General features: G+C 62.4%; 10 protein-coding genes. 7 read left to right on the forward strand and 3 right to left on the reverse strand.

Going from position 1 to position 14,195, the window contains the following annotated elements; all coding sequences use genetic code 11:
- The first annotated feature begins 578 nt into the window (after positions 1-578).
- From IB255_RS07440 to IB255_RS07450, 3 genes are all read left to right on the forward strand, one after another.
- A complete protein-coding gene (locus IB255_RS07440) occupies positions 579-968 on the forward strand; it encodes a response regulator (protein ID WP_192209980.1) in 390 nt (129 codons plus the stop codon).
- Between the two features lie 193 nt (positions 969-1,161).
- Positions 1,162-1,407: a hypothetical protein gene (locus IB255_RS07445; protein ID WP_192209981.1), complete on the forward strand. Its 246-nt coding sequence runs from the start codon at positions 1,162-1,164 to the stop codon at positions 1,405-1,407.
- Between the two features lie 117 nt (positions 1,408-1,524).
- Positions 1,525-1,800 carry a hypothetical protein gene (locus tag IB255_RS07450; protein WP_192209982.1) on the forward strand — a complete coding sequence of 92 codons (276 nt, stop codon included), beginning with the start codon at positions 1,525-1,527 and terminating at the stop codon, positions 1,798-1,800.
- Between the two features lie 72 nt (positions 1,801-1,872).
- Here the strand turns inward: IB255_RS07450 and IB255_RS31195 are convergent, their stop codons facing one another.
- Positions 1,873-2,046 (reverse strand): hypothetical protein, encoded by a 174-nt coding sequence (locus IB255_RS31195; protein WP_412548112.1) that lies wholly within the window; start codon positions 2,044-2,046, stop codon positions 1,873-1,875.
- A 275-nt stretch (positions 2,047-2,321) separates the two neighbouring features.
- On the opposite strand from IB255_RS31195, the gene IB255_RS07455 reads away from it, so the two are divergent.
- Positions 2,322-2,531: a cold-shock protein gene (locus IB255_RS07455; RefSeq protein WP_192209983.1), complete on the forward strand. Its 210-nt coding sequence runs from the start codon at positions 2,322-2,324 to the stop codon at positions 2,529-2,531.
- Positions 2,532-2,596: 65 nt separating this feature from the next.
- Here IB255_RS07455 and IB255_RS07460 read toward each other — a convergent pair whose 3' ends face one another.
- Entirely contained in the window at positions 2,597-3,505 is a 909-nt protein-coding gene (locus tag IB255_RS07460; RefSeq protein ID WP_192209984.1) for a slipin family protein, read from the reverse strand.
- 569 nt (positions 3,506-4,074) lie between these two features.
- On the opposite strand from IB255_RS07460, the gene IB255_RS07465 reads away from it, so the two are divergent.
- Positions 4,075-4,224, forward strand: coding sequence for a lmo0937 family membrane protein (locus IB255_RS07465; RefSeq protein ID WP_192209985.1), 150 nt, complete (start codon positions 4,075-4,077; stop codon positions 4,222-4,224).
- A 53-nt stretch (positions 4,225-4,277) separates the two neighbouring features.
- On the opposite strand, the gene IB255_RS07470 is transcribed toward IB255_RS07465, so the two are convergent.
- A complete protein-coding gene (locus IB255_RS07470; protein ID WP_192209986.1) occupies positions 4,278-4,784 on the reverse strand; it encodes a hypothetical protein in 507 nt (168 codons plus the stop codon).
- 209 nt (positions 4,785-4,993) lie between these two features.
- Between IB255_RS07470 and IB255_RS07475 the strand changes: the two genes are divergently transcribed.
- Both IB255_RS07475 and IB255_RS07480 read left to right on the forward strand, forming a co-directional pair.
- Positions 4,994-5,236, forward strand: coding sequence for a hypothetical protein (locus IB255_RS07475; protein ID WP_192209987.1), 243 nt, complete (start codon positions 4,994-4,996; stop codon positions 5,234-5,236).
- A 443-nt stretch (positions 5,237-5,679) separates the two neighbouring features.
- A complete protein-coding gene (locus IB255_RS07480) occupies positions 5,680-14,190 on the forward strand; it encodes a GH36-type glycosyl hydrolase domain-containing protein (protein WP_225594727.1) in 8,511 nt (2,836 codons plus the stop codon).
- Positions 14,191-14,195: the final 5 nt, after the last annotated feature.

The following is a 14,195-nucleotide window of genomic DNA, read 5'->3' on the forward strand; positions in this document are numbered from 1 at the left end:
CCGAGCTATGGAGGAATTTCCTTTCACCGTTCGGTCGTCAACCGAGGACGGTATGGACGATCGACGATTCGCCTGTGGTCTAAACATCGCTGCTTGCTATCTGAGAATGCTGGCGGATGAACTCTCTACAGATCACGCCCCATCTGATTGTTCTCTCTCTACCCAGCGCTTGAGCGATCTTCGGCGCAACTTAGAGTGTTGTGCATTGATCTTGGAGAGCCTGCAAACGAATCACAGGCACTTGTCGTTCATTCAAAATTTGCCCGACGATCCCCACAGCTTTGGATGGCTAATATCGAGAGGTCAGAATACAGTCAAAAATCTGATTTGGCTGAGCTACTCACGAGCTCCTTGCTCCTTCACGTGGGCGCCTCAGGCGCCATCCTCTCCCCCCTAGCCTTAGTTCGGATGAGAGACCGCCATCTTAGATAGGCGTTAATCGCCCAAGACGATAAGTGGCCGATGGGGCAAAGGCTAAGAATTTCCACCATGCGTCGGCAAAGTGACGAGTTACACGGATAAGGGGAACGTACGCGAGATTGTGCCTTCTACCGCTGTACACACACAGGAGTTTAGGCATGGAAACGCTCAGAGACCCGCCCACGAAAAATGTCACATACGTGCTCATCCTCGATGACGATTCGACTCTGGCCAGAGTTCTGGGTCTAGCGATGGAAGACTATGGAATCCCCGCGATCGTTCTTGGAAATGCCGATGACGGGCAAGACTGGATCAATGCTAATCCTGGCCAACTGGCCCTCTTGCTTACTGACATCTCAATGCCTGGGGAAATCGACGGCGTAGAACTCGCGCGTCAAATTGCAGAAAGATCCCCAGACATCCCTATCATCATCATGTCCGGCGGCTCTTGGAGCAGAGACTTCCCAACGTATAGATTTCTCGACAAGCCATTTGATCTCACGGCGCTCATGACCACTGTAGAAGAGGCTCTAGCGCCTCAACACTGAGCGAACAGCTCGCGTGCGCGTGACAACGCCGATGGATCTGCCGAGCAGTTATCGGCAGTCAGTGCGGTCAGCGAAGGGTAGGGAGATCAGTGTCTGTCGCGTTCTCGACCCTTGGTCGAATAACCGAACCATTGAGAGCTATTCAGCGGTATCAGGAGGATAGTGGGTTATCCCCTGAAATTGTGAGGCTCCCATGAACGAACGTGCATTCCCCGGTTACGACACGTGGAGCCTAGCCAAGATGAATGGCGACCACGCATTAGCCTTTATCGCAGTGCAGGACCAGTATGAGGGCTCGACGCCGAGTTTTCACTTGGTCTATGGGTTGTCCTGCTTTGGTGTGATGTCCCAAGCGTTTGCCGCAGCAGAAAAAGCTCTGGCAAAGATCACGCGCATCAATCGCCACGGCGAGCCGGTATTCAGCTCGCCAGATTGCTGACGCAACCTACCAATAGCTCCGCTTAGGGGCATACAGTCGCAAGCTGTCTTCCCTGCCCGCAGGTCCCCGCGGGCTTTTAGTTCCCGCCCTAAGAGAGCTTTCACTTAGGAGACCGGCATGACCGATACTACTGTCTCGGCGCTGCTTTATCGCCTCAATGAGAACATCAACGCCATCGGTGCAGCAGCAGAGGAGTTGGCAATCTGGATCGAGCAACGCGGTTCCACCGAAACAGCCTTGGCGGCTAAAAGCCATCTCGATGTGCTGGTTAGCAATGCTGACCTGATCGCGAATGGATTGGCGGAATTGATTGCGAGGGAGGCGAAGACCAAGAGCGATGTGCGGGCTTGGCGGTGCAGGTCGAGGACTTGCAAACCGGCTGGGATCTGGTGATGCCGAATGGTTTGAGGAGTAGCGGTCACACGGTAAAAGCCGCATCTTCCGATGCGGTTTTTTTCAAAAACATCAGGCGGCTGAATTTTTCGCCTTGCCAATCGTCCACTCGCTCCGTTTGTATGGCTCCTTACGGCCATGCCTACCGGCGGGAATTTCTTGGATTTCTCCGCCTTTGGAAAGGAACGCTGCGATTTTCTTCTCCAGATCCGAGCGCGCAGTTTCTAACATTGAATAAGACATCATGTCACCTCAGGCGATGAGCCACCAGGTTGGTGACTAGCATTCACTATACGCATATCTCGTGCTCATCCCCGACCGTCTGCCAGATATCTGCATATTTTTTTAAATTGCCTATCTATTCCTTGCAGAACCTGTATGGTGAGTCTCCTGCCTGCTCGGTTTAGCGGCACCGATTGATGTTTTGTCTTCTGGATTCTCCATCTTTGCGGCCCCTCTTCACTTCGCATCCAGTCATGTCTCGCATATCGCATGGCATGATCATTATTTGGAGATTCATCATGACTACTCGTCAAACTGGTATCGTTAAATGGTTCAACGCTGAGAAAGGTTTCGGTTTCATAACCCCCGAAAACGGCGCAGATGTTTTTGTTCACTTTCGCGCGATCGAAAGCAGCGGATACAAAACGCTTGATGACGGTCAGCAGGTCAGCTTTTACGTGACCAACGGGCCCAAAGGTCCTCAGGCTGATCAAGTGCAAGCAATGTAATCTGCGCAAATAAAAAGCCCCGCAAATGCGGGGTTTTTTTTCCAATGCCCCGTCCTGAATAAAGTTTACACCTTTCCCCTTATTGCAGCATTGACTCGCGGACTCTTATACGAAGGTTCGTCGCCGACATCAATCGCACCGGCCTGGGTGGCCACGGCTGTGGCGACGGCAACGGTCGGATTCATGCTGTCGATCATGGCGCTGGGAATGAGGATGGTGGTTCCGCGCTCCTTGGTGGTCTCGTAGATGATGTTCATTGCGCGCAACTGCAAGGCAGTAGGCTGACCGGCATAGATAGTGGCCGCTTCCACGAAACGTCCGGCGATTTCCGCCTCTGCGGAGCCTAGGATGATTCGCGCCTGCTTCTCGCGTTCGGCCTGCGCCTGGCGTGACATGGCGTCCTGCAATGCTACCGGGATGGCCACGTCGCGGATCTCCACCGAGCCGACGGTGACACCCCATTCCTGAGTCTTTTCACCAATCTCGCGGCACAACTGCTGATCGGAGCTGCGTCGATCGGATAGCAGCGCGGCCAGCATCGACGAGCCGATCATTTCCCGCAGAGAGGTCTGTGCTACCCGGTCGATGGCCTGCCGGTAGTCGGTGATCGCCAGTGCCGCTTTGCGGGCGTCGTGCACGTGCCAGAAGATGATGGCGTCGACGTTCACCGGCACTGTATCGCGGGTCAGTGCCTGCTCGGCATTGAATGCCGTGGTCTGGATTCGCTCGTCGATCACAGCGACGACGCTGTCCAGGACCGGAATGATCATGAACAGTCCGGGCCCGCACACGCCTTGCAGGTTGCCTGCGCGCAACACGACGAATTTCTGCCAGGTATTGGCCATCTTGAGGGACAGCGAGACGACCAGTGCGCACACCAGCACAACGATGCCCACAACCGTGTGGCCAAAGTAGATGAGGACGGCCCCCATGGCTGTCAGAACCATGACAATGAAGAGGGTGATGGGGTTCATAGTGTCCTCCTGCATTCAAGTGCAACGCTCATTTGAAGATTGCGCCTGAGGCGTTCGTCTGTCTGTGCGCTAGACCACTGGAGCGGTCCGTTGGGAAGGTCCCCGCGAGCACTGCCGGTCTTTGTGATGGGCTAAGCGCGCTTGCGCACCGACGCCAGGAGCTGCGACCTGCCATGGTTGCATTCCGTCGACAGCGAGCTGGCCTGGTGTTTCGGTACGTCCTGGCGACCAGCAGTGATCGGCTCACCAGAGGTCGCCATGAAAAGACAACCGGGAACAGTTCCGGACAGCCCATCGCCAGCCGGTGGTGGTGTCAGGCCCACACTGCCGGGCGGTGAATATGGCTCTCCCGCCGAGCGATATTCATTTCGAGATCGCGACAAGAAACAGCCGACGCTGCCTCCATCGGTTAACCCGGCCGAAGCACCATCACAGGCTCCGCACCAGTCTCCGGTCGATCCCTCGGAGGAGTAGTCCCCACCGAACGTGCGATGGCGCACGGACGGCTATCAGGCCTGGCTGGCGAATCAGGTCATCGAGTGCCGCAAGCCGCAGCAGGAGAAATCATCATGCTGGAAACCGTTGTTGTTTGCTTGCTCATCCTCTGGGCGCTCGGGATGTTCACCGCCTACACCCTGGGCGGCTTCATTCATGTTCTGTTGATCGCGGCAGTAGCAATAGTGGTGATGCGTATGCTCCAGGGACGACGGCCATCCTGACGCTGTTGTCCGTCCGCTGCCCGGAGTCGGCCGCTGCGTCGTCATGTGCCAACTCAGACCAGGCTGATGTCCATGTGCGCACCGACTCCGGGTGCTCTTTCGATGATGTCGAAGGCGCGCAGGGTTTCGCGCGCCGAGCGGGTCTCGGCAAGCAGAACAACATTTCCTGGCAGGAGGGTGTACCCGAAGGGATGGTCGTCCTGGCTGACGTTCGCCGACGCGCCGATTGCCGCGCCCGCCAGCCCTCCCACGACAGCACCCCAGCCCAGCATTTCGAATAGCGGCGAGCCGCCGAAGAGGCCTGCTCCGGCGTTCGTCATGGCGAATGCGAACAGCGCACTGACCAGCAGGCCGAACAGCGTCCCGACGGCAACGCCCTTGATGACCTGCCTGAAGGGGCGCCGCTTCGCGCGCAGGCGCCCGGAGGGCACCAGTTCATGGTTGTCGAATATGCGCACTCGGTCCAGACGAATGCCCAACCCCAACAGGTCCTGTTTTGCGCAATCGGCCTGTGATCGTCGGTTGAACACACCTGAGACCTGATGGCAGTAGCGGGTCATGGTTGCTCTCCTGGCATGCGACCTTTCGAACCAGTTTCCAGCATCCGCGAAGCCAAGGCGTCGGTCCGTCTGTTACCGCACGTACCGGTGCCCGTTATTGGATGACCAGCGCAAGTGGGCTACCGCACCGACAACCTGGTGAAAGGTTGTCATTGTCGCTCCCTCCACACTCTGCATGGTGCAGGAGTGGCAAGCGCGGCGAGGCGACCATGAACCAGACAGGCAAGCAAGCCCCCCATGGCGGGGCCGCTGATCCCAAGGGGAAGACTCATCCGCCCGGCAGGCGCAGCGAAGCGCCGCGTCTGCCGGGCTCAGATAACGACGCCAATCCGAAGACCAGAGCGGAAGTGGTACTCCAGCAATCGCTGGAGGTCGATTCTGCTGGAAATCCCATCCATCGACCGGAGAAGGGCACGAAGCCCAGCCGCGCCGGAGCTGTTCATGAGCAGTGATGCGCCATCGACGGATGACTACAGAGCGCGCAGTGTGGCGGCGGGTCTCCGGCGCCAATGGCGGCATGCGGTGATTCTCTGCAAGAGGGCATGGCGTCAGCTGTCCATGACGACACACTCCGTGCCGCAGGTCAATCGCCGGATCAGGGTGAAAGAAACGCCGGTGGTTCGGCGCAAGCCGCGTCGTTGATCGTGCAACTGCCGGTTCCGATGGAGTTCACCAGAGCCGAGCATCAAACGGCCCTTACCTTAAGTGCGCAACCGCACCGACGTCGTAGTCCTGGTCTGCGAAGGTTGCAGTCAGACATGCCCCACGGCTTGCGGTGATACAGGCAGCTTCTTCAGGACTCGCCGGGTACCGACAGAGGGGGCTTTCTCTGTACGTGCCCCCCTGACGCTCGTGTCGACCGGCCAGGTTTCCGCTGCACTTCCGGAGCAATGCCATGATGTCGCTCCATTTCCGGGCCTTGCGCCGCGACCGATCAAAGCCTCCCTGGGACAGTCTGGCACCGGTTCGAGAAGAACTCTTCGGCATCGAACGGCTCGAACAGCACGCGCAGAGCCTGGCCCTGGCACAACAAGTGACGGATACGCCAAAGCGTGTACTGCCGTTGCATGTGCGCCTGGATGACAACTCCCGTGTCCTGCTGGCTGCCTACCGGGCTAGCGCTGTCGAGTTGGAAAGGGGCAATGGTGTGGTACCGGCTGCCGAGTGGCTGCTGGACAATTACCACATTGTCGAAGAGCAAATCCGCGAGGTCCGCGACGACCTGCCGCCTGGCTACTACCGGCAGTTGCCCAAGCTGGCCGATGGGCCGTTCGCCGGCTACCCGCGAGTCTTCGGGCTGGCCTGGGCCTTCGTGGCGCACACCGACAGCCACCTCGATGTGGAACTGCTGCAGCGCTTCATCCATGCCTACCAGCGGGTCCAGCCACTGACTATTGGTGAGTTGTGGGCGGTAGCGATTACCCTGCGCATCGTCCTGATCGAGAACCTGCGGCGCTTGGCCGAGCAGATCAGTGCCGGGCGCATAGCCCGTGCCGATGCCGATGCCCTGGCCGAGCGTCTGCTCTCGCCAGGGCACGCTCGTTCGGCACTGGAGGCGGATATCGCCGCGCGCTCGACCGGTCCGCTTTCCGAGGTGTTCTCGGCCCAACTGGCCAAACGCATGCGCGACCAGGACCCGCGCACGACACCGACACTGGGTTGGCTCGAAGAGCGCCTGCACGAACAGGGTGTCAGCGTCGAGGCGGCGGTCCAGCATGCGCAGCAGCGCTTGGGCGCCTCCAATGTCACTGTGCGCAATGTGATCACTAGCATGCGCCTGATCTCCGATATCGACTGGGCACAGCTGTTCGAGAATGTCAGTCTGGTCGACGCGCGGCTGCGCGACGGCAGCAACTTCGCTGCCATGGACTTTCCCACTCGTAACCTCTATCGCAGCGCCATCGAACAGTTGGCGCGCGGCTCGTGTCTGGACGAGCTCCAGGTGGTCGATCACGCCCTGGAGGCTTGCCGTCAGGCCGTTGCCGAACATCCGGACGGCGAAGACTCCCGCCGTGAATTCGATCCCGGATTTCATCTGATTGCTGAAGGCCGCCCGACGCTGGAGCGCGCCATCTGCTTCAGCCCGACGCTGCACCTGCGCCTGAATCGCTTCAGCGTGCGCCTGGGCATGGGCGGCTACATCGGTGCCATCGGCCTGCTCAGCCTGGTGCTGCTGGGATTCGTATCCCATCTGCTGAATCAGCCTGCGCTCTCCTGGGGTTGGATGCTGGCCTTCCTGGCCTGCCTTTTCGTTCCGGTGACCGAAGTGGCCACGGCACTCATCAACCGCTTGGTGACCTGGAGCTTTGGCGCGATCACGCTGCCTGCGCTGGAACTCCTGGCCGGCGTGCCACGGGCGTTGCGCACCATGGTGGCGGTGCCGACCTTGCTGACCACCGAGGCCGATCTGCTGGAGCAGATCGAGCGGCTGGAGGTCCACCATCTCGCGGGTATCGGCGGTGACCTGACTTTCGTGCTGATTCTCGATGGCGTCGACGCGCCACAGGAGGTCCTGCCCAGTGATGCACCGCTGCTCGACGCTGCGGCTGCGGCCATCGACCGCCTGAATCAGCATTACGGCCCAGGGCCCGGCGGCCAGCGCTTCTTCGTGCTGTTTCGCAGGCGCTGCTTCAACTCTGCCGAGGGCTGTTGGATGGGCTGGGAGCGCAAGCGCGGAAAATTGCATGAACTGAATCGGCTGTTGCGCGGCGCCACCGATACCAGCTTCGTGGCGATTGCCGGAGAGCCGCCGCGAGTGCCGAGCGAGGTACGCTTGGTCATCACCCTCGACGCCGATACCCGCCTGCCCCGCGAGGCGGCCCTGCGCCTTATCGGCAAGATGGGCCACCCGCTGAACCAGCCGCGCTTCGATGCCTCGCAGCAGCGAGTGATCAACGGCCACGCGGTACTCCAGCCGCGGGTGACGCCATCGCTGCCGATGGGCGGGGAGGGGTCGTTGTACCAGCGCGTCTTTTCCGGCCCGGCAGGCATGGACCCCTACGCGGCGGCGGTGTCGGACGTTTATCAGGATCTGTTCGGCGAAGGCTCCTTCACCGGCAAGGGGATCTATGACGTCGATGCCTTCGAGCGCGCGATGGCCGGTCGGGTCGCGGACAATCGACTGCTCAGCCATGATCTGTTCGAAGGCATCTTCGCCCGCGCAGGGCTGGTGTCGGATGTCGAGGTCGTTGAAGAGTCGCCGTCGCGCTTCGATGTGGCGAGCAGGCGCATGCATCGCTGGACCCGCGGCGACTGGCAGCTATTGCCGTGGATGCTCGGCCACTGGCGCGGGCCGCAGGCGATGCCGTTGATCGGCCGCTGCAAGATGCTCGACAACCTGCGACGGTCGCTGGTCGTGCCCTTCGCCCTGTCCAGCCTTCTGCTCTGCTGGTGGTTGCCATTGCCCCAGGCGCTGCTGGCCGCGATGTTGGTCATTCTGACCCAGGCGATCCCGCCGTTACTGCCGATCTACTGCGCATTGCTGCCAGCGCGCTCGGGTGTTCGAATACGCAGCCACTTCGCCATGCTCGGTGCCGACTTCCGTCGTGCGTTGCTGCAGATCCTGCTGTCGCTGGCCTTTCTGGCAAACGATGCCTGGAGCATGGTCGATGCCATCCTGCGCACGCTTTGGCGGATGTACGTCAGCCAGCGCAACCTGCTGGAGTGGACCACCGCCGCACAGTCCTCACGCAAGCCGCGCCCCGGCTGGCTCGGCAGCTATCGGCAGATGGCCGGCGGGACGGCCCTCGCCGCATCGGCCGGCATCACCGGGTTGGTATTGCATCCGGCGAACTGGTTGCTGATCCTGCCATTGACCCTGCTCTGGTTAGGCGCGCCTCTGCTCGCGTTCTACAGCAGCAGGCCCACGCAGCCGGCGCGCCGTTCGGGCCTGGAAGAGGATGACGCAACTGCACTGCGCCTGGGCGCACGGCGGACCTGGCGCTTCTTCGAGACCTTCGTCACACCGGCGGACAATCTGCTGCCGCCGGACAACTTCCAGGAGCAGCCCAGGCCTGTGCTGGCTCACCGCACTTCACCTACCAATATTGGCCTCTACCTGCTGTCCGCGGTGGCCGCCCGCGATTTCGGTTGGGCCGGCGGCCTGCAGACGCTGGAGCGCCTCGAAGGCACCCTGGCGGTGCTGGAGAAGCTGCCGCGCAGCCACGGCCATTTCTTCAACTGGTACGGAACCCACGACCTGCGTGCCCTCGAACCGAGGTACCTGTCCTCGGTGGACAGTGGCAACCTGGCTGGGCACCTGATCGTGCTGGCCAACGCGTGCGAGGAGTGGCGCGCCAGCCCGCTGGTGGTGGAAGCGCGCCAGGGCCTGCTCGACACCCTGCATCTGGCACGGCAAGCCGTCGCAAGGCTTCCGCTGGCAGAAGATGTCGCGTTGCTGCAGGTGAAGGAGGACGTGCGGGTGATTCACCGGGCCCTCACCGGCCCACAATCGCTCGACGCCTTGCTGCCCGCCCTCGGGCACCGCGCAGAAAAGGCCGTGCGTTGCGTCGCGGGCCTCGCGCCGGCTGGCGAGGAGGGCGACGACCTGTCGTTCTGGTTCGACGCACTGCGCAGGGCCTTTGCCGAGCACAGCCGAGACCGACGGCATGGCCATGAAAAGACAGTGGACCGTCGCCTTCAGGCCCTGGCCGATACGGCACGGCGGTTGGCACTGGAGATGGATTTCGGTTTCCTGCTCAACCAGGAGCGCCAGCTGCTGTCCATCGGCTATTGCGTGGACAACAACTGCCTGGACCCAAGTTGCTACGACCTGCTGGCCTCCGAGGCACGCCTGGCCAGCCTGTTCGCCATCGCCAAGGGCGACCTGCCGACCCGCCACTGGTTCCGCCTGGGCCGCACGGCCACGCCGGTGCCCGGTGGCTCGGCGCTGATCTCCTGGTCCGGCTCAATGTTCGAGTACCTGATGCCCTCGCTGGTCATGCGGGCGCCGGCCGGCAGCCTGCTGGAACAGACCAACCGCCTTGTCGTGGCGCGGCAGCAGGCCTATGGCGCCGCGCTGGGCATCCCCTGGGGAATCTCCGAATCGGCCTACAACGCCCGCGATCTGGAATTCACCTACCAGTATTCGAACTTCGGCGTGCCGGGTCTTGGTCTCAAGCGCGGGTTGGCCGAGAACGTTGTCATAGCTCCCTATGCCACGGCGCTGGCGACCATGGTCGATGCGCAAGGGGCGCAGCGCAATTTCGATCACTTGACGGCCGTCGGTGCGCTCGGCCGCTATGGCTTCTACGAGGCTCTGGACTTCACCCGCTCACGCCTGCAGGATGGGGAAAGCGCTGCCATCGTCCGCAGTTTCATGGCCCACCACCAGGGCATGAGCATCGTCGCCATCGCCAATACCCTGCAGCACGGGCGCATGCGCTGCCGCCTGCATCGCGAGCCGATGATCCAGGCCAGCGAACTGCTGTTGCAGGAGCGCGTCCCGCGCGACGTGGCGCTGGGGCATCCCCGCGCCGAGGAAATTACGGTAGCGCCCAGTGACACCATTGCCGATGCGTCCACGTTGCGCCGAGTCGATGCAATGCTCGATGGGCCGCCGATCACTCATCTGCTGTCCAACGGCCGCTACGCATTGATGCTGACTGCCAGCGGTGGCGGCTACAGCCGCTGGGGCGATATCGCAGTGACGCGCTGGCGCGAGGATGCTACCTGCGACGACTGGGGCAGTTTCATCTTCCTGCGCGACCTGCAGAGCGGCGCACTGTGGTCGACCACGGCGCAGCCTGGCGGACAACCGGTGGAGAATGGCGAGGTACTGTTCGACGAGGACCACGCCGAGTTCATCCAGCGCGACGCCGCGCTGCTGACCAACCTGGAGGTACTGGTGTCCGGGGAGGACGACGGCGAGGTGCGGCGGGTGTCGCTGACCAATCATGGTCGCCGTGCCTGCGAAATCGAACTGACTTCCTATGCCGAAGTGGTGCTGGCAACGCCGGCAGCCGATGCCGCGCATCCGGTGTTCTCGCGGATGTTCGTACAGACAGAATACCTTGCCGAGTTCGGCGCCCTGATCGCCACGCGGCGCCTGCGCTCGCCGGACGATCCATCGATATGGGCGGCCCATTTCGCAGTGGTCGAGGGCGAGGTGATCGGCGAGACGCAGTATGAGTCCGACCGCGCTCGCTTCCTCGGCCGCGGCCGAACCCTGCGGGAGGCGCAGGCAGTTCTGAGCCACCGTGCCCTGGGCAACTCCCAGGGCAGCGTGCTCGATCCGATCTTCTCCCTTCGCCAGCGCCTGCGGGTGGCGCCGGGCAAGGTTGCACGGGTCGCATTCTGGACACTGGTAGCCAGTACCCGGGACGCCTTGCTTGACCTGATCGACAAGCATCACGAACGCAACGCCTTCGAACGCGCCAAGACCCTAGCCTGGACCCAGGCCCAGGTGGAATTGCGCGACCTGGGGATCGATGCGGAGGAGGCCGCCGATTTCCAGCGCCTGGCGGCGCCGATTCTCTATGCGGATTATCGCTGGCGGGCACCGCAGGAAGCCCTCCGGCGCGGGGCGGGGCGCCAGTCCGGGCTCTGGCCGCTGGCGATTTCCGGAGATTTACCGATCGTGCTGTTGCGCATCGACGAAGTCGACGATCTGTCGCTGCTGCGGCAACTCCTGCGTGCTCGCGAGTACTGGCGGATGAAGGGCCTGGACGTCGACCTAGTGATCGTCAACGAACGAGCCTCGTCCTATGTCCAGGATCTGCAGACAGCTATCGAAACGGCCGTACGCAGCAGCCCCTCGCGTCAACGCAGGGAGGGCGAGGCCTTACGGGGTGCCGTGTACACTTTGCGTGCCGACCTGATGACCGTGGAGGCAAGGGCACTGCTGAACGCCGTGGCGCGGGTCAACCTGCTGGCGCGCCGCGGCTCCATCGCTGCCCACCTGGAGCGCCTGCCGCTGGCCCAGCCGCGGCCGTCTGCCGCCCTGCACTCACCGGTGGCCTTGCCGCTGGTGCCCGCGACCGAGGGAGCGAGCAGTGATGAGCCGCTGGAGTTTTTCAACGGCCTGGGCGGCTTCGCGCTGGGCGGGCGCGAGTACCACATCGCTCTGAACAATGGCCACATGACCCCGGCGCCGTGGATCAATGTGATCGCCAATCCAGCGTTCGGCTTCCAGGTCTCGGCGGAAGGCAGCGGCTACACCTGGGCCGGCAACAGTCGGGACAATCAGCTTAGCCCCTGGTCCAACGACCCGGTCATCGATCCTGCAGGTGAGGCTTTCTACCTGCGCGACGAAGAAAGTCTGGCAGTCTGGGGCGTTACCGCCCAGCCGATCCGCGACGCAGGCTTGTACCGCGCCGCCCATGGTTTCGGCTACAGCCGGTTCAGCCACACGGCCCACGGTATCGAGGCGCAGCTGCTGCAGTACGTGCCGCTGGAAGACCCGCTGAAGATATCGCGGCTGACACTGCGCAATACCTCCGGCCGGCCGCGCCGGCTATCGGTGACAGCTTACGTGGAATGGATACTGGGTACCGCGCGCGGAGCCTGTGCCCCTTTCATCCTGACGGGGGTGGATGTCGACAGCGGCGCGCTACTGGCACGTAACCCATGGAGCATCGCTTATTCCGAGCTGCTGGCTTTCGCAGACCTGGGCGGGCGGCAGAGCAGCTGGACCGCCGATCGCAGCGAATTCATCGGTCCTGCCGGTAGCCTGTCGGCTCCTCGGGCGCTGCTCGGCACCACGGCGTTGTCGGGCGCCAGCGGCGCTGGCTTCGATCCTTGCGCTGCCCTGCAATGCATCGTCGAGCTGGGCGTCGGCGAGTCCGTGGAAGTGCTGGCGTTGCTGGGGCAGGCCGGATCGAACGAGGATGTTAGTCGACTCGTGCTGCGTTACCGCAGTCTTGATCTCGATGCAGTGTTGGCCGACGTGACCCGGTATTGGGAACAACGGCTTGGCGCGGTTCAGGTCCGCACGCCCGATCGCGCCATGGACTTGATGCTCAATGGCTGGCTGCTCTACCAGACCCTGTCGTGCCGCATCCATTCCCGATCGGCGTTCTACCAGGCCAGCGGTGCTTATGGTTTCCGTGACCAGTTGCAGGATGCTCTGGCGTTGTCGTTCGCCTGCCCAGAGCTGACCCGCCACCACCTGCTGCGGGCCGCCGGGCGTCAGTTCGTCGAGGGCGATGTGCAGCACTGGTGGCTGGAACAGACGGGGCAGGGAGTGCGCACGCGAATCTCCGATGACCGGGTCTGGTTGGCCTATGCCTGTGCCAGCTACATCGAGTCATCCGCGGACCTTGCGGTGCTCGACGAAATGCTGCCTTTCCTCGAAGGGCCACAGCTGAATCCTGGCGAGAGCGATACGTTTTTCCAGCCGATGCTTGCGGAGGAGAGCGCCTCGCTGTTCGAACACTGCGCTCGGGGCCTGGACCGGTGCCTGGAGATGACCGGCGCCCACGGCCTGCCACTGATGGGGAGCGGAGACTGGAACGACGGAATGAACCGTGTGGGCGTCGGCGGCCAGGGCGAAAGTGTGTGGCTCGGCTGGTTGCTGTTGCATACCCTGGATCGCTTCGCTGCCCTGGCCGAGGGGCGGGATGAGGTACGGTCCGTGCGCTGGCGAAAACATTCGGCGGCGCTGCAACTGGCCTTGGAGGAGCATGGTTGGGACGGCCAGTGGTATCGCCGGGCGACCTTCGACGACGGCACCTGGCTCGGTTCGGCGGCCAGCGACGAATGCCGGATCGATTCCATTGCCCAGTCCTGGGCAGTGCTCTGCGGCGGTGCGAATCCCGAGCGTACAGCCACTGCCATGGCGTCGCTGGAGCGCTGGTTGATCCGTCAGGATGAGGGGTTGGCCTTGCTGTTCACTCCCCCCTTCGATCAATCAGCACATGATCCCGGGTACATCAAAGGCTACCCGCCGGGCCTGCGCGAGAACGGCGGGCAATACAGTCATGCGGCGATGTGGAGCATCCTGGCGTTTGCCCGTCTCGGTCAGGGCGACAAGGCGGCCGGGCTGTTCTCCCTGCTCAACCCGATCAACCACACGCGCACGGCGGCAGAGGTTGAGTGCTACAGGATCGAACCCTATGTCGTCGCCGCCGATGTCTATTCCATTGCCCCCCATGTCGGGCGTGGTGGCTGGAGCTGGTATACCGGCTCCGCTGGCTGGATGTACCGAGCGGGGGTGGAGGGAATCCTGGGGCTCCGGCGCGAGGGTGCAAGTCTGGTCATCGATCCGTGTATCCCGCTGGACTGGCCGGGGTTCGACGCCAGCGTAACGGTGGATGGTTGCCATTACAGCATCGTCCTGACCTCGGCCGGGAAGCACTGCCGCGGCATCCAGCGCGCGCTTCTGAATGGCTGTTCACTGGTCTGCGGCGAAAGCCCTGTGCGGGTGCCGCTGGCGGTTGGCGAGCATCGCCTCGAGCTGTTCCTGTAAACGCG

Source organism: Pseudomonas sp. PDM22 (assembly GCF_014851965.1).
Classification (GTDB): domain Bacteria; phylum Pseudomonadota; class Gammaproteobacteria; order Pseudomonadales; family Pseudomonadaceae; genus Pseudomonas.